The sequence below is a fragment of the Peptoanaerobacter stomatis genome, assembly GCF_000238095.2.
GTDB lineage: Bacteria > Bacillota > Clostridia > Peptostreptococcales > Filifactoraceae > Peptoanaerobacter > Peptoanaerobacter stomatis_A.
On sequence record NZ_JH815225.1, the window covers coordinates 1,005,039 to 1,025,041 of the forward strand.

Annotated in this window: 17 protein-coding genes; 10 read left to right on the forward strand and 7 right to left on the reverse strand. The window is 28.6% G+C overall.

What is annotated here, in order from left to right:
* Positions 1-83 precede the first annotated feature (83 nt).
* The 4 genes from HMPREF9630_RS04300 to HMPREF9630_RS04315 all read left to right on the forward strand — a co-directional run bounded on the left by HMPREF9630_RS04300 (position 84) and on the right by HMPREF9630_RS04315 (position 3,334).
* Positions 84-506 carry a hypothetical protein gene (locus tag HMPREF9630_RS04300; RefSeq protein WP_009527315.1) on the forward strand — a complete coding sequence of 141 codons (423 nt, stop codon included), beginning with the start codon at positions 84-86 and terminating at the stop codon, positions 504-506.
* A gap of 249 nt (positions 507-755) precedes the next feature.
* Positions 756-1,337, forward strand: a complete 582-nt coding sequence (locus HMPREF9630_RS04305) for a hypothetical protein (protein ID WP_009527316.1) — start codon at positions 756-758, stop codon at positions 1,335-1,337.
* Between the two features lie 57 nt (positions 1,338-1,394).
* Positions 1,395-2,573: a nucleotidyltransferase gene (locus tag HMPREF9630_RS04310; RefSeq protein ID WP_009527317.1), complete on the forward strand. Its 1,179-nt coding sequence runs from the start codon at positions 1,395-1,397 to the stop codon at positions 2,571-2,573.
* Between the two features lie 209 nt (positions 2,574-2,782).
* Positions 2,783-3,334: a hypothetical protein gene (locus HMPREF9630_RS04315; RefSeq protein ID WP_009527318.1), complete on the forward strand. Its 552-nt coding sequence runs from the start codon at positions 2,783-2,785 to the stop codon at positions 3,332-3,334.
* 338 nt (positions 3,335-3,672) lie between these two features.
* Here HMPREF9630_RS04315 and HMPREF9630_RS04320 read toward each other — a convergent pair whose 3' ends face one another.
* Together HMPREF9630_RS04320 and HMPREF9630_RS04325 are read right to left on the reverse strand one after the other, a co-directional pair.
* Positions 3,673-3,873, reverse strand: a complete 201-nt coding sequence (locus HMPREF9630_RS04320) for a helix-turn-helix transcriptional regulator (RefSeq protein WP_009526453.1) — start codon at positions 3,871-3,873, stop codon at positions 3,673-3,675.
* A gap of 1 nt (position 3,874) precedes the next feature.
* Positions 3,875-4,237 (reverse strand): DUF3796 domain-containing protein, encoded by a 363-nt coding sequence (locus tag HMPREF9630_RS04325; protein WP_009527319.1) that lies wholly within the window; start codon positions 4,235-4,237, stop codon positions 3,875-3,877.
* A gap of 259 nt (positions 4,238-4,496) precedes the next feature.
* On the opposite strand from HMPREF9630_RS04325, the gene HMPREF9630_RS04330 reads away from it, so the two are divergent.
* From HMPREF9630_RS04330 to HMPREF9630_RS04340, 3 genes are all read left to right on the forward strand, one after another.
* On the forward strand, positions 4,497-5,672 hold the full coding sequence (locus HMPREF9630_RS04330) for a pyridoxal phosphate-dependent aminotransferase (protein WP_009527320.1): 1,176 nt from the start codon (positions 4,497-4,499) through the stop codon (positions 5,670-5,672).
* A gap of 460 nt (positions 5,673-6,132) precedes the next feature.
* Positions 6,133-7,341 carry a D-alanine--D-alanine ligase family protein gene (locus tag HMPREF9630_RS04335; protein ID WP_009527321.1) on the forward strand — a complete coding sequence of 403 codons (1,209 nt, stop codon included), beginning with the start codon at positions 6,133-6,135 and terminating at the stop codon, positions 7,339-7,341.
* Entirely contained in the window at positions 7,341-7,976 is a 636-nt protein-coding gene (locus HMPREF9630_RS04340) for an NUDIX hydrolase (RefSeq protein ID WP_009527322.1), read from the forward strand. The genes HMPREF9630_RS04335 and HMPREF9630_RS04340 overlap by 1 nt, the downstream gene beginning before the upstream one ends.
* A 203-nt stretch (positions 7,977-8,179) precedes the next feature.
* Here the strand turns inward: HMPREF9630_RS04340 and HMPREF9630_RS04345 are convergent, their stop codons facing one another.
* Positions 8,180-8,908: a hypothetical protein gene (locus tag HMPREF9630_RS04345; RefSeq protein ID WP_009527323.1), complete on the reverse strand. Its 729-nt coding sequence runs from the start codon at positions 8,906-8,908 to the stop codon at positions 8,180-8,182.
* 127 nt (positions 8,909-9,035) lie between these two features.
* Between HMPREF9630_RS04345 and HMPREF9630_RS04350 the strand changes: the two genes are divergently transcribed.
* Both HMPREF9630_RS04350 and polA read left to right on the forward strand, forming a co-directional pair.
* Positions 9,036-10,457 carry a hypothetical protein gene (locus HMPREF9630_RS04350; protein ID WP_009527324.1) on the forward strand — a complete coding sequence of 474 codons (1,422 nt, stop codon included), beginning with the start codon at positions 9,036-9,038 and terminating at the stop codon, positions 10,455-10,457.
* A complete protein-coding gene (polA, locus tag HMPREF9630_RS04355) occupies positions 10,454-13,105 on the forward strand; it encodes a DNA polymerase I (protein WP_009527325.1) in 2,652 nt (883 codons plus the stop codon). Before HMPREF9630_RS04350 ends, polA begins: the two co-directional genes overlap by 4 nt.
* 52 nt (positions 13,106-13,157) lie before the next feature.
* Here polA and HMPREF9630_RS04360 read toward each other — a convergent pair whose 3' ends face one another.
* Both HMPREF9630_RS04360 and HMPREF9630_RS04365 read right to left on the reverse strand, forming a co-directional pair.
* Entirely contained in the window at positions 13,158-14,648 is a 1,491-nt protein-coding gene (locus HMPREF9630_RS04360; protein ID WP_009527326.1) for a sucrose-6-phosphate hydrolase, read from the reverse strand.
* 152 nt (positions 14,649-14,800) lie between these two features.
* Positions 14,801-16,216 carry a sucrose-specific PTS transporter subunit IIBC gene (locus HMPREF9630_RS04365; protein WP_009527327.1) on the reverse strand — a complete coding sequence of 472 codons (1,416 nt, stop codon included), beginning with the start codon at positions 16,214-16,216 and terminating at the stop codon, positions 14,801-14,803.
* A gap of 523 nt (positions 16,217-16,739) precedes the next feature.
* Here HMPREF9630_RS04365 and HMPREF9630_RS04370 point away from each other — a divergent pair.
* Positions 16,740-17,723 (forward strand): LacI family DNA-binding transcriptional regulator, encoded by a 984-nt coding sequence (locus tag HMPREF9630_RS04370; protein WP_009527328.1) that lies wholly within the window; start codon positions 16,740-16,742, stop codon positions 17,721-17,723.
* Between the two features lie 121 nt (positions 17,724-17,844).
* On the opposite strand, the gene HMPREF9630_RS04375 is transcribed toward HMPREF9630_RS04370, so the two are convergent.
* A complete protein-coding gene (locus HMPREF9630_RS04375; protein WP_009527329.1) occupies positions 17,845-19,269 on the reverse strand; it encodes a sensor histidine kinase in 1,425 nt (474 codons plus the stop codon).
* Positions 19,262-19,954, reverse strand: a complete 693-nt coding sequence (locus tag HMPREF9630_RS04380) for a response regulator transcription factor (protein WP_009527330.1) — start codon at positions 19,952-19,954, stop codon at positions 19,262-19,264. Before HMPREF9630_RS04380 ends, HMPREF9630_RS04375 begins: the two co-directional genes overlap by 8 nt.
* Positions 19,955-20,003 lie beyond the last annotated feature (49 nt).

Genomic DNA, 20,003 nt, shown 5'->3' on the forward strand with positions numbered 1-20,003 from the left:
ATACAACTGAATATATCGAAAAACACAAAGTTATATAACTTAACTAAATTTAATTTTATTTAAATGCTGAAAGGCTTATAATAATGGATAAAAATATACATATACTTAATGATTTAATAGATATATACAAAAAACTTTTACCACATAAGGATATATTAGATTTAAAAAAATCTTTCAAATATAACGAAGATCAAGTTGACTCAGTTTTATCATATTTTAAAAATATGAACCCTTCTGATACAAAAACGGCTTCTCAAAATAAAAAGAAAAGCAATTTGCCGGAATTAAATAGCAGAAAAGATGTGGAAGAATACTATCTGAAAAATATGATTCACGATAAAAGCGACAAAAAATCAAAACAAAAAATAATAGATAATTATTACTTGGAAGATCTTAGAAAGCTATACTTTCTTATATTTTCTTCAAACAGCAAAGACAAAAAAATTATTATATTGGAAAAATTAGAGCAATACTTTGAAAATATTTCTCGTGCAAAGAACTTGTAATATTTGAAATCTTAAAATATATAAATGTATAACCGATATATTCTTTAAGTATACTAAATATTATAAGTTTGCAAAAATATAGTCAACTACATTATGCGATATTTGAACTACTTCTGTTGTACGATTGAATAGTCCGTATAATAACAATAGACAAAAAATATTATTTTTATATTTACTATTTTAATAGCAATTTGTATAAATATATTTTTCAAATAATTTTAGTAAAAATAATGAAGTGAGGTGATTTTTATGAAAATAACTCCAGCTACAAGAAATACTATGAGTAATATGATTTCAAATGTCAGACTTAATTCAAACGTAAACTCCCTACATTCCGTCAAAGAAGTAGGCATGATTGACACTTCAAACAATGCCATGTCCTCTGATGCGAGTGTGCTTGCCAAAGAGTATTTCTATGACAAATTGTCAAAAAAGGAAAAAGAACCAAACAAAAATGCTTTTTCAAAAGAAGAGAAACAAAATAAAAAAAGTCTATTCACAGTATCTGAAAAAGATAGAGAAACTTTAGATTTTCTAAATTCAATGTTCATAAAATTCAACTCATCTATGGATAATATAAAAAAAATAGATATAGCAAGAGGTCAAAACAATTTTTACAAAATAAAAAATGTAATAAATGAAAACAGCCGATTTCTTGCAAGCATAGGCATAATGACTGATAAACTGAGCCATTTTTATGTAAACGAAGAAGTTTTTGTAAGAGAAATTATGACTTATCCACAAAAGCTAAATAATCTGCTCGAGCCTCAAACAGGTGTAATACGTAAAATATGTGATAGTTTTGGCAATATGTTGTTGCAAAATAACTGAATAATGTTTATTATAATTAAGTATATTTAAAAGCAAAACTGTATACAGGAGTTTTTGATGAGTATAGTATCCATAATATGCGAATACAATCCATTTCACACAGGACATCAATATCAAATAAATAAAATAAAATCTTTAATCAACGATGCAAAAATATTATGCCTTATGAGCGGTAATTTTGTACAACGTGGAGATGTTTCAATATTAGACAAGCATACAAGAGCCAAAATTGCTTTAAAAAACGGAGCAGATTTAGTTCTTGAAATGCCTTGTCTTTTTTCTACACAAGTTGCACCTATATTTGCAAACGGCTCAATATCGATATTAAACTCTCTAAACACCGTAGATTATCTATGTTTTGGAAGTGAAACCGACAATATCGATGCTCTAAAAAAAATCGCAAAAAATTCATTTTTAGATAAAAATATACTAAAAGCACAATTAAAATCCGGTAAATCTTATATAAAATCATACTCCTCTATATCAAATGTTCCAAGCACATCAAATGATATACTGGGTATAGAATACATAAAAGCCATGATAAATACAAATTCAAGCATAACCCCATACACTATATTAAGAGAAGGCTCTGCATATAATGACACTTCCCTTTCAGAAAAATATTCAAGCGCTACTGCAATAAGACAATTTTTTAAAACCAAAATTGACCAAAAAAAATCTATTTTGAATACAGATTTTAATTTTCTTATGCAAAACAGTATTGAATATTTTGACGAAAAATATCTAAAATTTGATGAAGATTTTTTTAAATACATAAAATATGCTATAATTATGAACGAAAAAAATCTTCAAAATATATTCGAAATATCTGAAGGTTTGGAAAATCTTATAATTTCAAACATAAAAAAAGCCGATACATTAAATCAGCTGATAATGATGACAAAATCAAAAAGATATACCTACACAAGAATAAGACGTATAATGTTTAACATTCTGCTCAATATAACAAAGCAAGATATTGCTACCATAAAAGAAAATTATTACAAATCACCCTATGTAAGAATACTCGGTTTTAATGAAAATGGTCGTGAAATTCTAAAAAAAATAAAACAAAGAAGTGATATTGAATTGATAAATAAAACCTCATCATACACACCTAAAGATGAATATTCAAAATTATTTTTTGAAAAAGATATAAAAGCCACACAAATATATAATATAGAAAAAAAATCATATTATTACAATGATTTTTTAACATCTCCTATAAAATTATGATTTAAAATTTCAATTTCAAAATAAAAAAAATTATATTTATAATATTCATATGTTAAAATAAAATTAATTCAAATATTTAGAAATTAAATAATTACTGTACACATCCAAATTTTACCAAAATCAAAATTTGTATATTATGACAATTCATTTTTATCAAATTATTACATTACTTATACTAAAAATTTTTCAGTTTATAAAAAGGAGCTATTATGACAGATACATCCATACAAGAGTTTTTAAACGAGCTGTCTTCCATTTCACCACTCACATCAGAGTATGAAGCGAGCATGGTAACATTAAATATATCCCTGAATCTTATTAAAAAAAATACGATTTCAAGTATATCTCGTAATAACAGTGATTTATTAGAACAATTTTTGCTTATATTGGACAAAAACATCTCCAATGTAATAGACAAATATAACGCATCCGGCAACTATATAAAAAATTATCTTTTAATAATGAAAATGCCTAAATCTTCAAGCACCCAAATATCTGAATATAAAAGCAAACTTCAAGAAATAACAATTGATAAACTTAATTCATATATAGATGTATTATCTTATATAAATCAGGTTTTAAATTCATATACAAAATACAAAGAACTCTACAAAGAAGAATGTATATCATCCAACAATCTATGTATAAGCAATATAAAAAATATACAATTCTTTTTAAAAGAACTTGTTAATAATGCTTGCTTAGACATAGATGACGAAAGTGTCGCACTTAATATAATAAACAAGCTTAACAATCTTTAATATTAACTTCTACAAAAAAGATGCCGAAATATTTCAGCATCTTCTTTTGCTTGTAAAAAATTTATCTTGTTATAAACTATAATGATTTAATACAGTTTTCTAATAAAATTATGGATAACTTATATAATTACATAATATTAAATATACATGGTTTATTGAAAAAATTAATTATTACATTTTTCCATTATTCTATAAGATTTTAGTATAATACTAAAGTATAATTAAAACTATATTATAGTTTATATATCCCGAAATATAACCCAAAAAATTTATATTTTTTTAATAACAAATATATGAAATTTATTTTTTTATATTTTGTAATAGTTTTTAGCACAACTTTATTTAAATATAAACATTGTTTCTATTGGTGTTTCAAGTATTTTGGATATATCCATTGCCAATTTCAATGACGGATTATATTTTCCCGCCTCTAATCTTATTATCGTTTCTCTCCTCACTCCAACCTTCTGTGCAAGTTCTTCCTGAGTCAAATTTTTAAGTTGCCTGTATTTTTTTACCTCACATATAAATTCAGCCATATCATTTCTCCAATAAATAAAGTTTTATAGAATATGATAATACCAAAATCACAAATGCAGCAACCACAAAAGGTTTTAAATTCAAATCCTTTATAAGCACACTCAATACGGTTAATATGGAAATAAGGAACATAGCCAATATTCCGATAAACGCTCTGGCATTTTTTTCATTTTCAAGATACATCTCATCCGTTATGCTCACATTTATTTTTGATAGCAAAAAATGTCCAAACCAAGCAAAATACATAAAGTAATACAGGTCGGAAACATCATGAGTTTTAAAATACCACAAACCTCTAAATCCCAAAAAGCCTAAAAAGCCAATCCATTTCGAATATCTTCTCGGTTTCTTATCATCCTTCATTGCGATTACCTCCCATCCAACATATAGTGATATATTTATATCTTTATGTTATAAATATATCACTATTTTATATTTTATGTCAATACTAAATTATAAATTTTATCTTTTATTCAAAAAAATGAAAAAATCATATACAAAATACATCATAAATATTATAATATTAGAAATTATTAGGTTTATATAATTTTGAATTATTTTTACAATATTTTAGCAATGAAATAATATAAAACTCTATTAAATTTTTTTGGGAGGAAAAAATATGATATCTGAAAAAGCAAAAAATATATCTCCGTCAATAACTCTTGAAATAGGTGGAAAAGTAAAAACTATGATTGCAAATGGTGAAAAAATAACTAATCTCACATTAGGTGAACCGGATTTTTTTACACCTTCAAAAGCAAAACTTGCCGGAATAAAAGCAATAACTAACAACCTAACAAAATATGACTTATCAAGCGGAAATTTGGAACTTAGAAAAGCTATATGCGAAAAGTTGGAATCAGAAAACAACATAAAATACACTCCTGACCAAATAGTAGCGTCTAATGGAGCAAAACATGCAATAACAAATGCTGCATTTGCCGTTATAAATCCGGGCGATGAAGTTATTATACCTGTTCCTTGTTGGGTGAGCTATCCTGAAATAATCAAACTTGCAGGAGGAGTTCCTGTTCTTGTTCCTACAAAAAAAGAAAACTCATTCAAAATGACAGTAGAAGACGCTCAAAAATATATTACCGAAAAAACAAAAATGGTGATATTGACAAATCCTAACAATCCAACCGGAGCAGTATTTACAAAAGATGAATTACTTTCTATATGCGAATATTTTACAAAAAAAGGCATAATCATAATGTCCGACGAAATATATGAATCAATAACTTTCGATTTTGATTTTGTAAGCGTTGCATCACTTTCAAAAGAAATATATGACAACACTATAATAATAAACGGTTTTAGTAAATGTGCATCTATGACAGGTTGGAGATTAGGATATAGCGCTTGTAACACAGAAATAGCAAAATCAATTGCAAGCATACAATCACATATGACAGCTCATCCGAGCACAATATCTCAACAAGCCGGTATAGTAGCACTTAGAGAGTGTAAAGATGATGTACTTACAATGAAAAATACGTATAAACAAAGACGTGATTATATAGTAGATTTTTTCAAAAATTGGGGAAAACTGGAAATTATATATCCACAAGGAGCTTTTTATGCTTTTATAGATATATCTCCTCTAAAAGATAAGTTAAATTCAGATAAATTGTCGCTCAAATTTTGCAACGACATATTGGACAAAGAAAAACTTGCTTTAGTTCCAGGTGCAGGTTTCTTTGAGGATGATTTTGTAAGATTGAGTTATGCAGCAAGCATGGAAGAAATAAAAGACGGCTTGGAAAAAATAAAACACTATGTAGAAAATCTATAGTATCAAAGACTGTAAATCAATACTCCATTTGATTACAGTCTTTTTTATGTTGTACTATTTTCTAATAAAATTATGGATAAGCTATACACTCATATAATATTAATATAAACTCTTTATTAGAAAAATTAATTATTATGATTTTCCATTATTCTATAAGATTTTAGTATGATAGCTATTTAAAATGGATTTATACTAAAACTTTCTTAATACTAATACATAATAAAGCATATTTAAGGATTCTATAAAAATATATCTATGTTTAATTAATATTTCAATTTATATATTAACTTTTAAATGCGCTTTGACTTAAAAAATTTAATTGGCTAATATCTATAAATATTTATCTTCCCTTAAAAAATACCGTTGTGTAATCAACAAATATTTTTAAATAATATTGCAATTTGGAGAAAAAAGATATATTATAATTACTAAAAGATTACACAGAAAGGGCTAATTAAATATGAAGATTAAAATAGGATTATTTTTTGGAGGCAATTCTACAGAACATGAAGTTTCTATAGTATCAGCCTTACAAGCTATGGAATTTTTTGACAAGTCAAAATACGAGATAATCCCTATATATATAAGCAAAGATAACAAATTTTATGTTTCTGAATTTACAGGTATAGTAAACGAATATAAAAACATACCACAGCTTATAAGCAAAAGTAACCAAGTTCTTCTTGCAAAAAATAAAAGCAGAGTGGATCTTGTAAAATATCCATACAAGATGTTTTCTAAAAACATATATGACTCCATAGATGTAGCTTTCCCTGTTGTTCACGGCACAAACGTTGAAGACGGAACTTTACAGGGACTTTTAAATATGCTTGGCATACCTTTTGTAGGCTGTGATGTAATGTCGTCTGCTGTCGGTATGGACAAATATGTAATGAAATGTGTACTTAAAGATAACAATATCCCTGTGATTGACAGCATAACTGTAAACAAGTTCAATTATATATCAGATCAAGATGATGTAATTGTAACCATCAAGAAAAAATTTGACTACCCTATTATAATAAAACCTATAAATTTAGGCTCAAGTATAGGAATAAAAATTGCAAAAGATGATGAAAGTTTGAAAGAAGCATTGGCACACGCCTTTACTTTTTCTTATAAAATAATTGTAGAAAAAGCAGTAACTAAATTAAAAGAAGTTAATTGCAGTGTGCTTGGAGATATTGAAAATGCAAGTGCATCAGAATGTGAACAGCCTATAAATTCTGACGAGATATTAAGCTATAAAGACAAATATTTATCATCATCTGCAAGCAAAAAAACTCCGTCATCAAATACTATGGCAAAAGGAACTATGGAGTCTTTAAGCAGAAAACTTCCTGCAGATATAGATGATACAACAAGAGAAACCATAAGAAATATGGCAGTGGATACATTTAAAACACTTGGTTGTAACGGTGTTGCAAGAATAGATTTCATAATAGATGAAGAAGATAACAAAATCTATGTAAACGAAATTAACACTATCCCAGGTTCTTTATCATTTTACTTATGGAAAGCTGTAGGTATGGACTATGAAACTCTGCTTGAAAAGATGATACAGCTTGCATTTAAAAGAAAAAGAGAACAAGACGACATAGTATTTTCTTTTGAAACCAATATACTCGATTGTGTAAATCTTGACGGAAGCAAAGGTAGCAAAAGCTGATGTTTAATGATTATGAAGATGCTATAAAAAATATAAAATCCATATTTGAAAATCACAAACCTGAAAGCATAAAAAAAATTAATAAGGTCGCTGTATTTATAGCATTAATAGATATAGACGGCGTAGCTCATATAGTTTTTCAAAAACGTTCAAAAATAGTCAATCAATCGGGAGATGTATCTTTTATAGGCGGACATATAGAAAATAAAGAGAAACCGCTTGATGCTGTCATAAGAGAAACTGTTGAAGAATGTAATTTAGATACAAAAAATATATCAGTTTTTGGCGAAAGTAATTACCTATTAAATTTTAACGGTTTGTTAATGTATGTTTTTGTAGGTCAAATTACAGGTATAAACTTTCATGACATTAAACCGAACGAAGAAGTTGAAAAACTTATAGCAATTTCTTTAGAAGAAGTATTATCCTGCAAATATACCGTATATCGCTCAGACATAGAAATAAAAAGAGATGAAAACTTTCCATATGAGCTTATAGAAAACGGCAGGTCATATAATTTTTTTAAAAGTTATGAACTCACTTATTTTTACGAATTCAAAGATTGCATAATATGGGGACTTACCGCTAAAATATTAAATTCCTTTGTAGATATATTAAAAAATTATAATCAATAAGTGAAATTATAAAAAATCTTGTGTATGAAAAGCCTCCTTCTTAAACTAAAATATACTTGAGAAGGAAAGTCTATACACAAAACTGTTTACACTCCCTTTTAAACGGCTTTTAGTATAATCATGCAAAAATAAAAACTCTTAATCAACAATTATATATTAATTAAGAGTTTTTTTATTGACATTTATTCTTACTATTTTTTTATTTATCTTATTACATCAACACCTGATATAGTAAGATATTGTCCTTGCTTTACTTCTATTTCCGCATCTTTTTCAACATATCTGCTGAATATTACATCCGACATAGGTGATGTTGATACTTCTACATAACCCGCTTGTCCTGTAGGGACTAATTTATAACTTCCTTCCGGAATATCAAAGCCGACTTTATATTGTCCGGATATATATTTATTGCCTGAATATCTGCTGTTTTCGTCAACTTTTACCAAGTCTGCATCCACCAAATATATACTCTCATTATCCTTTAATTCCACATATCTGAAATTAAAAAATATCTTACCTTCATAAAAATCTACTTCGCTTTTACTGTTTTTATCAGTTATTGTATATTGACCGGAATTTTCGCCGTCAGATACAACTTTGTATATGCCTGCATCTATATCTGTTCCCACTTTATAAGATTTGGATATATAATAATCTATATCATTATCTTCTATTAGTGCCATCGCTTTTTTAGATTCCAAATTTTCTTCTTGTGATTGTTCTTCTGTTTTTTTGGGTTCTTCCTTAACTTCATCCTCTTTTTTTACGTCTTCTTTCGGCAATACTTCGCTGCTCTTGTTTTCACTGTGAACATTTTTCGGAAATGCTTTACTAAGACCGAAGAATATTCCCAAACCTATCGCAGAGCATATGAGTATAAATCCAACAATTAAAATCATCTTACTTTTCATACTCAAAGTTGAAAACATATCAATCACCTAATATTTAATAAAATATTTTTGTATTTTTTTCCAATATATTATATAATATCATAAAAGGTTTTAAGTTTCAATATTACAAGATATATATAAATCTAAATTTTGGAGGACAATAATTTTGAAAAAGAAATTTCCTATAATTTTAATAGTGATATTTTCCATATTTGCACTTTTAAAAATAGCTTTTTTCTATATTTATATAGATTCTGTCAGAGATAACTCTATCAAATTTGAAAGCATAATCGGTGCACTGAGATATTCAATCAAACCGTATGAGGAAAACTCACTTAAATTTACTTTTGCGCAGTTGGTACATTCATTGAATAATGATGAGGTAAATAAATCAGATAAAGATACAATTGATATAAAAAATCAAACAGATAATATAACTGATTATTTATATAATGTAAAAATTGCAAGCAACCAAGCCATATCCATGAACAATGCACTCAATAAATATACAAAAAAATACCTCTTGCATGACATAGCTAAAGAAAAAACTCCTGATATGGATAAAGAAAAAACTATAGAAGACGCATATTTGGATACACAAGAAATAATAACAAATATAAAATGGGACGAAAAAAAAGCTGACATCCAAAAATTGCAAATGCAAAACTTAAAAAGCATCTTATCTAAAGAAGATTACGCTTCGCTTACTGAGATAATAGATACTATGAATTCCGAAGAAAGCTATTTAACAGCTTCAACCCATCAAAAAATACTATCTATATTGCTGAAATATACAGATATAGACTCATATCTTATACTTGGACAATTGTGCGGAAAATTTAAAATATTGGCATACTATGAAATTGAAAACGGCTCAATCGTACAAAAAGAGTTAAAAGCTATAACAACAGATAATTTGTCCACATCAGATGACAAAAAATATAAAAATCTTATAAATATGCAATCTCTATTATTAGACGTAATATATCCAAAATATTTTAAAGGTTTTTTCATATTTACTGACGAAGAAAAAGGGCTTCTTGCATATGCCAGCGATTTTCAAAATAAGCAACGTGGCTATTTAGGAATAGATAGTGCAGATTTCAGTTCCGGCATAACAAACGATTTTGAAAAAAGCAGATTTTATCATTCAGTAATAAGCGAGTTGGCAAGAGTTATATTATTAGGTAATGACCAAGTCGATTATTCTAAAGGAAACGGTATAACAGACTCTGATAATTTTGATATAATCAGAATTTTTTCAAAAAAAGACTCATATCTTATGCAATTTTATAACAGATTTTGGGATGATATGTTATATCAAGACAGCTTTGTATCAAGCATAAGCACAGATGAAAATGCAAAAAAATATTTTTTCTTACGACACAGCAGAGAATTTTTGAACGAATATGTATCTCAAGATCCATTCAGAGATATAATAGAAAGCATGGCAAGATTTATGTTAGAGAAAAAGCCTCTTGAAGTGGAACAAAAATATCAAAAAATCAGATTTTTCTATGAATTTTCAGAGCTTATAGATATAAAACAAAGATTAGCTCTAAACATAAAACATTTGGAGGAACAATGAGCGAAAAATTAATAATAATAGATGGCAATTCTCTAATAAATAGAGCATTTTATGCCATACCTCCCCTAACGGATAAAAACGGTATGCACACAAATGCTGTATATGGCTTTGCAAATATATTGTTTAAAATATTAAAAGAGTATCAGCCCACACATTTAAGCGTTGCATTTGATTTAAAAGGCCCTACTTTCAGGCATATTATGTATAAAGATTACAAAGGCACTCGAAAAGGAATGCCTGACGAATTATTTGAACAACTCTCACCCCTTAAAGAAATGCTTGAATATTTCGGTATCACAAGATTGGAACTACAAGGCTATGAGGCAGATGATATAATAGGAACCGTATCGAAATTTTTTGAAAAAGAAAATATACCCGTCTTAATAATAACAGGTGACAGAGATTCTTTTCAACTTGCAAGCGATAAAACAAAAATATTATTTACAAAAAAAGGTATAACAGAACTTGAAATAATAGATGATAAAGAAATGATGAACAGATATGGTATATCTCCGTTGGAATTTATCGATTTAAAAGCCTTGATGGGCGATTCTTCGGACAATATACCCGGTGTAGCAGGTATAGGAGAAAAAACAGGTCTAAAACTCATACAACAATATAAAAGCATAGAAAATTTATATCTTTGCATAGATGAAATAAAAGGCAGTGTAAAAACAAAACTCGAAAAAGATAAAGAAATGGCATTTATGAGCAAAAAACTTGCCACTATCAACACTATGATACCGATAGATTTCGATGTCGAAGAACTCAAGCTTAAACCTATAAATTCAGATAAATTAAATGAGTTTTTTATAGAGCATAATATGCTGTCGCTTGCAAAAAAATTACAATCATATGCAATAGGCGATCAAAAAGACGAAAATGAAACTCAAGACAATACCATAGCAAATAAAATAGAAATTTCGCAAGACACAGAGGATTTTTTGAAAAATATGGGCGAAAAAATATTCATAAAAATTGTAAAAGAGCATTTGCCTGTAAATATGCAAGCTATTTTATCAGTATGTATATTGTCAAACGGCAAATACTATACTATAAATCCTGATGACCTTCCTAAGATAAAGCACATATTGGAAGATAAAAAAATACAAAAATACGGCTATGACTTAAAACAAGACTATTTAGCACTGTTACCTTATGATATAAACCTTCAAGGTTTGTTCTACGACCTGTTGATAGCACAATATTTATTAAATCCTGATGAATCCGTATATGATATATCAAAAGTTGCAATAGCTTATAGTTTACCAAACATTCCGTCTTTAGAAGAGTTTTTCGGAAAAGGTAAAAATAAAAAATTAATAAACGCATTTACAAAGGCAGAAGTAGAAAATTATTTTATGCAAATTTTGCATACAGTTTCCAATTCGTTCGAAAAAATATTTGAACAGATAAAATCAGAAGATATGCTTGAGCTTTTCAGCGATGTAGAAATGAAACTAATAAGCGTACTTGGAGATATGGAGTATTACGGTGTAGAAATAGATGAAAAAGAGCTTGAACATCAAAAATCTGAATTTGCAAAACAAATCTCTATACTTGAAAAAGACATATATTCATTGGCAGATGAAGAGTTCAATATCAATTCTCCAAAGCAACTCGGTGTAATATTATTCGAAAAATTAAAATTACCAGTATTAAAAAAGAGCAAGACAGGTTATTCTACAAATGCTGAAGTTTTAGAATCACTAAAAGATAAACACGAAATAATAAACAAAATCATATCTTACAGACAATATACCAAATTGCAATCGACATATGTAGAAGGTCTACTAAATATAATCAATCCTGAAACTCACAGAATACACTCATCATTCAATCAAACTATAACTGCAACAGGGCGAATATCATCAACAGAACCGAATTTACAAAATATACCTGTGCGATTGGAATTAGGTCGCAATCTTAGAAAAGCATTTATTGCAAAAGATGATTATGTGTTGACAGATTCAGACTATTCACAAATAGAACTTAGAGTGCTTGCACATATATCAAATGACGATGCCCTTATAACAGCATTTTCAAAAGATACGGACATACACACACAAACAGCGTCCGAAGTTTTTGGAGTTGATATTGATCAAGTTACAAAAGAAGAACGCTCGGCAGCAAAGGCTGTAAATTTTGGAATAGTGTATGGAATAAGCGATTTCGGATTGTCAAATAACTTAGGTATCACCAAGAAAAAAGCAGGCGAATATATCAAAAACTATCTTGACAGATATAAAAATGTTGAAAAATATATGAAAGACATAGTAGAATCAGCCGAAAAAAACGGATATGTAACTACAATTTTAAACAGACGAAGATATATCCCTGAATTAAAGCAAAAAAATTTCATAGTAAAAAATTTAGGCAAAAGACTGGCAATGAACACACCTATACAAGGAAGTGCCGCCGATATAATCAAATTAGCCATGATAAAAGTGAGCGAAAGACTAAAAAAAGAACAGCTCAAATCAAAATTGATACTTCAAGTTCACGATGAACTTATAATAGAAACCGCATTAGATGAAAAAGATTATGTAAAAACATTACTTCAAGAAGAAATGCAAAATGCTTATAAGATGAGAGTAGAGCTGAAAGTTGACATAAATGTAGGTAACTCATGGTTTGATACAAAATAAACGTACAAAAAATGACTATTGCTAAAAATAAAACAATAGTCATTTTTCACTTTTATATTACAAACTCCTCATTCATCAATTCTTTTAATCTACACATCTCCAATTTAATATTATCTTCTGCTTTTATATATAGCATACATTCTTCGTCTGTCGGAAAAACTCTTGAAGTCATAGTATACTCTCCATCATTTATAAATATCTCAATAGAGCTATTATCTATAAATATGTCGAGTTTGTCAAGCATATCTAGTTTTATAGTTCTTGTAAATCCTTGATTTGTATTAATCTTATTAAGCAAACTTCCTCTATCTATTGTAAATTCACATTTTTTATTATCAAAACTTATTTTAAATCCTGAATTTGAACTATTGTTTTTATCAGAAAAAATATTTATTTCCAAATTTTTAGAATTTATATCTTCCAGTTTTATTTCCAAAGGAGTTTTTATTTTTTGTAAATAATTTTTTGATATGTGTGATGTGATTACATCATCTCTTATAATTTTTAAATTTCTTGCAGGTTTTTGAATGAGCTTTCCGTTTTTTATACTGAGCTCTCTTGGCAAAGTCAAACAGCCTGACCAGTTTTCGTCATCTGTAGTATATGAAGAGTCCGGCAATCCCATCCATGCCATTAAAACGGCTGTATTTTCATATACGTTTTGATTTGCACTTTGAGATGCATAAAAATCAAATCCTCCATCCAACTCCTCAAATTCACTTTCAGGTATAAATTCCAAAGTATCAAAATTCATCTCGCCCATTAAATATCCATTTTGATATATATTATTATACTTATATCCATTTGCTTGCAAACCTTGAGGTGAAAAAATAAGCACATATTTATCTTCTATTTTTATAAGGTCAGGACACTCCCACATATAGCCAAAATCCTCATATCCTTTTACTTTCAATTCTCCCAACAACTTCCAATTATTGTAAATATCATCGGATACATATATCAATGCCCTGCCTTTTAAGTCTTTGTCCTGCGCACCAAGTATTATATAGTATTTATTATCTTCATACATTATCTTAGGATCTCTTTGGTGCTCAGTATAGTTCTGCGACATATTTATTATAGGCTCATCTTTTTTAACAAATTTTCCGTTATCTTCAAGCACAGCTACACATTGATAAGGATGTCTTACATCTCTCTCATCTTTGTGATTACCTGTATAAATAAGATTGAGTTTATCGTCATATACAATCGCACTTCCTGAATATACTCCTCTATTATCAAAAACTGTATCAGGTTTTAATGCAAGCCCTTTATTTTTCCAACTTACAAGGTCATCAGATGTCATATGATACCAATTTTTTGCTCCATGCGTTGCGCCAAAAGGAAACCATTGGTAAAAAATATGCCACTCATCATGAAAAAAACAAAAACCGTTAGGGTCATTCAAAAGACCTGTTATAGGTTGTATATGGAATTTTTGTCTGAATTTTGATTTTTTTATTTCTTCATTCATATCTTTAAGACTTTGTAAGTCAGATTTTTCCAAAACTCTATATTTTTCTTTATTTGTAATCGTCTTCATAATACCCCTTCTATTAAAATTACAATCTTTATAAAATTTAAGGAAATATTATCAAGTAAAATTTTTTGATAAATATTTCCTTTTTTCTAATTTTTATACAATTCTCTAATGAACATATAATTTTTTATACAATGTTCAAATAATTTTTAATATTATTTTTCTTCCAACATTTTATCATTATATCCAAATGTATAAGTAAGTGCAAAAGCTACTCCTGCTGAAACCAATAATGATATTATATATTGCAACAACTGTCCGTTAAGATATAATAACATTCCCGGAAGTACAGTTACAGACATACCTGTACCTGCCAAGCCGAAAATAGATGCCACAAAACCTCCGCACGCTCCTCCTATAAGAGCACAAACAAAAGGTTTTACAAATCTAAGGTTTACACCGAAAATAGCCGGTTCTGTTATACCCAAAGATGCTGATAATGATGAAGGTAATGCAAGAGCTTTTAATTTTTTATCTTTTGTTTTAAATCCTACAGCCAAAGTCGCACCTGCTTGTGCAGCTGTTGCAGCTGATATAAGTGCATTAAACGCATTTTTGCCGAAATTTGCCAATAGTTGTACTTCCAAGAAATTGAATATATGATGTATCCCTGTAACAACTATAATCTGTTGTAATCCTCCAACTATTATTCCTGAAAGTCCGAAAGGTAAATTTAATACCACCTCTGTTGCATTAAGTACAACCGTTTCTAAAGAGTGGAATATCGGTCCTATTATAAATAAAGATAATACACTCATAATAAGTAAAGTCGTAAACGGCGTTAACAATAAATCAAATGTATCAGGTATTTTCTTTCTAAGTGCCTGCTCCAATTTTGCACCCAAAATTCCTGCAAAAAAAGCCGGCAAAACTGTACCTTGATAACCTACAACAGGTATAAATCCAAACATTATAATAGGTGACGCAGTTCCTGCTGCAACCGCATAAGCATTAGGAAGTGACGGATTTACGAGCATAAGTCCAAGCACTATACCGATTACAGGTGAACCTCCAAAAACCCTAAATGTTGACCAACAAACAAGAGCCGGTAAAAAAGCGAATGCCGTATCAGTTAAAACTTGTGTCCATAACAAAAAATTTGGACTTATATCATCAGAAGTTATACCAAAAGTTGCAAGAACCTGCTCTTGAGTAAGCAAGCCTCTAAGTCCCATAAAAAGTCCTGTTGCAACAAGTACAGGTATTATAGGCACAAACACGTCTCCAAACGTTCTTATAGCTTTTTTAAATACATTTCCTTGCACATTTGAACGTTTTACTTCGTCATTTGAAGCTTTTGAGCTTTCATTTGCATTTACATCTCCATAACCTAATTTTGCCACTTCTTCAAACACTTTATTAACTGTACCTGTACCGAATATTACTTGATATTGACCGGAATTAAAAAACGCCCCTTTAACTCCCTCAATATCTTCTACTGCTTTTTTGTCTATACTTTCTTGACTTTTAACCATTACTCTCAATCTTGTAGCGCAGTGCGTTATAGAGGAAATGTTTTCCTTACCTCCAATTGCATCCGTAACTTCTTTGGCAACCTTCTTATAGTCCATTACATACCTCCCTTAAAATATTTCTTATAATAATCTATATTTCATAGTCCGTTTATAGAAGATATATGACTATGTTATGAACTTATGTATATATAGAAATTATACCAATAAATCGTTTTTATAAACTTAATATTAAAACAATTAATTATTTTAGGTATCGGTTCCATTTTGCTTATTATATTAAATTAACATAATTATGTCAATATCTATTTTTATCTACATAAATATGTATATTAACTATATAGATTTATTTTTTTAGTACAAATTTAGTGTTTGTATAATTAAAAATAATTATTAAATTTTATCAATTTACAAATTTTTTCTAAAAATCTAATGTCATTGAACAAGTAAATATATACGTTTTCTATGATGTAATACAATTAAATAATTATTCAAATTTTGTAAAATAACCTTTTGACATTTATAATATTATGTACTATAATTTATATAGATATAGTTTTATAACTTGTTAATCATAACAAGTTTTTTTAATTAAAATGCTTGCATTGTTTAGAGGTGATTTATGGCTAATATCAACGACATATCTAAATTGGCAGGTGTTTCTAAGAGTACAGTTTCACGATATTTAAACAACGGCTCTATCAGTAAAAATACAGCTAAAAAAATCAAAAAAGTTGTGGATGAGTTAAACTATATCCCGAACACCTTTGCACGGAGTTTGAAAGCTGCCAACAGCAATTCTATTGCTACTATAATTCCGAATTTTATAGGTTTTTCTAAAAACATATCTCTAAATGCCATAGACGCTTTCTTAAAAACTAAATCTTACAAGCTGTTTATCTCAAACTCCAACGATAACATGAAAGAAGAAATAAAGCTTATATACAGCATAGCAAATCAAAAAGTGGACGGGATAATATTATTTGCATCACAGGTTACTGATGAACATTATAAGGCTATAAACGATGTGAAAGTACCGTTTATAGTTATAGGTCAAGAATTGGACGGAATTCATTGCATAGTTCATAATGACTATAAAGCCGGTAAACTCATAGGAGAGTATATTTTAAATTCAGGACACAAAAATATATCCTATTTCGGTGTCGGGGATTATGACAAGAGTATCAAATCCAGATACCTCGGACTTATGAGTGTATTAAAGAAAGACAAAACTATAAAAGTAAACTACCATACTGTAGGATTTGATGTATACTCGGCATACAATATACTTATAAATACATATAAGAAAAATAAGTCTACATACTATGTTGCAGCTACTGATAATATAGCATTCGGTATAATAAAAGGGCTTAAAAAATTAAACCTTGATATACCGAAAGATGTTTCTGTAAGCGGTTTTGGAGATTATGATATGTCAATGATATTCAATCCGGCATTGACTACAATATCTTTTCCTTATTCCGACATAGGCACTATGTCTGCAAAGATGTTACTTGATATGATTAATGGCATTGATATTCCTAAAAAAATGGTACTTGATTGCGAACTGAAAATTAGAAATTCTACAAGAAGATTATGTACATAAAATGTTTTTAAAAATGTTTGTGAAAATGTTTTATACAAAATTTTCACTAAAAAAGAGCTATTATTATTGATATTTTATCATTTTCTAACAGCTCTTTTTTATAAATTTTTACACTATTTAATTAATAATGAACATAGCTTTTTCTTGGAACTATTATTTCTATTACTGCCCCTCCGCTTTTGGAATTATATGCTTTTATATCGCCGTCAAAACTTTTTACTATTGAGCTTACTATTGCCAACCCCAATCCGTTTTTTCCGTCATCACCTTTGTAAAATCTGTCAAACACTTTTTCTTTTTCATTGTTTTCAAAGCCTTTACCGTCATCTACTACAAAAAAATGCACTTTATCGTATTCTGCAATAAATCCAAACATTATCTTACTTTTTGCATATCTAAGTGCATTGCTGAAAAGATTGGATATTATACGATTGAGTTTTTCTGGCTCTACTTCAATATAAAGATTTTTCGGTATGTTATTTACTATTTCTATTTCATTTCTTATTTTTGAAAATGCATGTCTTGTTTTAAGCTCTTCTATTTCGTCATATATGTTTATCATCTCTGCATTTTTAATATTTCTAAAATGTTTTTCCAATGAACTTATATACAGTACGGATGTTATTGATGAGGCTAATTTATCACTTTCATCTATTATTATATCCAATGCTTCTTGTTGTTCTTGCGTGTCAAATACACCGTCTTTTATTGCTTCTGCATATCCTCTTATGGACATAAGCGGAGTTTTCAGTTCATGAGATGTATTTTGAAAAAATTCATTTCTTGCTTCTGTGAGAAATTGCATTTTAGTTGTTATATCGTAAAGTTCTCTATTCATATCTTCAAGTTCATCTCTGGTATTTATATTTTTCCAGTTCAAGTCTTTATCAAGAGATATTTGTGATATATTTTCTCTAAGTTTGTCAATAGGCTTCAATACATTTATTTTTAATATCAATACCATAGCAAATGTAATCATACCTGTTATCAAAAAACTGCCGTATACTATAGTGTATATCTGCATATTTATATCTATCAGATTCTTTTCTCCGACTGTAACCAATATACTGCCTATATAAGCTTTACCTATATAAATATCTTTTTGAGCGTAAAAATTTTTTTTATCAAATATCGCTTCATTTTTTGAAGTAATTTTATTAATATCATCGTCGTTATCCATGTTGTAAAAAATCACTTTTTCTTGAGCATCCAATAAATATACATCTATTTTTGAACTTTGCACGGTAAATATTGACAGAGGTAGTTTTACTACTTTTCCCGCTATTTTTAAGTTGCAATTTTTATATGTTTTTCCATAAAATATTATATCATTTTCAGATTTTACTTTGCTTTTATCAACTCCCGATTTTTCTATAGTGTCATTTATACTGTTTACTATAAACTCGGCAATATCTTGAAGATTGTCTTTTTTTTCATCAATTATTATATTCATCATCGCACATCTGACGATGAATATAAACATTAAAGTTGATACAACAGCTATTATTATATAACTGATTACTATCTTTATACCGAGTTTACTCATCTGAATCTACCCTGTAACCGTATCCCCATACTGTTTTTATTTTTATCATAGCTCCGTATTCGTTCAATTTTTTTCTTATTCTTTTTATTGTATCGTCTACACTTCTGTCATATCCATCATGATCATATCCCCACACTGATCCTATTATCTGCTCTCTTGACATAGGTGTATTGAGATTTTTCACAAGATATTCGAGTAAATTAAATTCTTTGATTGTAAGAGGTATCTCTTTGCCTCTTGACTTCGCCACCCTTATGTCCGTATACATCTCAAAATCTCCGAAGCCTATTACATTTCCTTTTTCTTTGCTTACTTGTTGTATAGTCGCTGTTCTTTTTAATACGGTCTTTACTCTTGCCATAAGCTCTCTCGGACTGAAAGGTTTAGGCAGATAATCATCGGCACCTAACTCCAATCCTAATATTCTGTCCAACTCTTCACTTCTTGCAGAAACGAATATTATCGGTACATTGCTTGTTTTTCTTATTTCCCTACAAAGATCTAAACCGTCCATATCTCTCATCATTATATCAAGTATCATTATATCCGGAACATTTATCTTGAACTCTTCAAGAGTGTCCTTGGCATTAGAAAATGATTTTGTTACATATCCTTCTTTTTTTAGATACATTTCTATCAAATCTCTTATTCTTTTTTCATCATCTACAATAAATACTGTTTTCATATTATCTCCAATTTATTTTAAATTTTAATTTATATACATACCCTAAAAT

What these genes read in the sequence shown, in the direction of transcription:
- HMPREF9630_RS04300 (WP_009527315.1), top strand. Translation starts at nt 84, where the DNA reads ATGGATAAAAATATACATATACTTAATGATTTAATAGATATATACAAA.
- HMPREF9630_RS04305 (WP_009527316.1), top strand. Translation starts at nt 756, where the DNA reads ATGAAAATAACTCCAGCTACAAGAAATACTATGAGTAATATGATTTCA.
- HMPREF9630_RS04310 (WP_009527317.1), top strand. Translation starts at nt 1,395, where the DNA reads ATGAGTATAGTATCCATAATATGCGAATACAATCCATTTCACACAGGA.
- HMPREF9630_RS04315 (WP_009527318.1), top strand. Translation starts at nt 2,783, where the DNA reads ATGACAGATACATCCATACAAGAGTTTTTAAACGAGCTGTCTTCCATT.
- HMPREF9630_RS04320 (WP_009526453.1), bottom strand. Translation starts at nt 3,873, where the DNA reads ATGGCTGAATTTATATGTGAGGTAAAAAAATACAGGCAACTTAAAAAT.
- HMPREF9630_RS04325 (WP_009527319.1), bottom strand. Translation starts at nt 4,237, where the DNA reads ATGAAGGATGATAAGAAACCGAGAAGATATTCGAAATGGATTGGCTTT.
- HMPREF9630_RS04330 (WP_009527320.1), top strand. Translation starts at nt 4,497, where the DNA reads ATGATATCTGAAAAAGCAAAAAATATATCTCCGTCAATAACTCTTGAA.
- HMPREF9630_RS04335 (WP_009527321.1), top strand. Translation starts at nt 6,133, where the DNA reads ATGAAGATTAAAATAGGATTATTTTTTGGAGGCAATTCTACAGAACAT.
- HMPREF9630_RS04340 (WP_009527322.1), top strand. Translation starts at nt 7,341, where the DNA reads ATGTTTAATGATTATGAAGATGCTATAAAAAATATAAAATCCATATTT.
- HMPREF9630_RS04345 (WP_009527323.1), bottom strand. Translation starts at nt 8,908, where the DNA reads ATGTTTTCAACTTTGAGTATGAAAAGTAAGATGATTTTAATTGTTGGA.
- polA (WP_009527325.1), top strand. Translation starts at nt 10,454, where the DNA reads ATGAGCGAAAAATTAATAATAATAGATGGCAATTCTCTAATAAATAGA.
- HMPREF9630_RS04360 (WP_009527326.1), bottom strand. Translation starts at nt 14,648, where the DNA reads ATGAAGACGATTACAAATAAAGAAAAATATAGAGTTTTGGAAAAATCT.
- HMPREF9630_RS04365 (WP_009527327.1), bottom strand. Translation starts at nt 16,216, where the DNA reads ATGGACTATAAGAAGGTTGCCAAAGAAGTTACGGATGCAATTGGAGGT.
- HMPREF9630_RS04370 (WP_009527328.1), top strand. Translation starts at nt 16,740, where the DNA reads ATGGCTAATATCAACGACATATCTAAATTGGCAGGTGTTTCTAAGAGT.
- HMPREF9630_RS04375 (WP_009527329.1), bottom strand. Translation starts at nt 19,269, where the DNA reads ATGAGTAAACTCGGTATAAAGATAGTAATCAGTTATATAATAATAGCT.
- HMPREF9630_RS04380 (WP_009527330.1), bottom strand. Translation starts at nt 19,954, where the DNA reads ATGAAAACAGTATTTATTGTAGATGATGAAAAAAGAATAAGAGATTTG.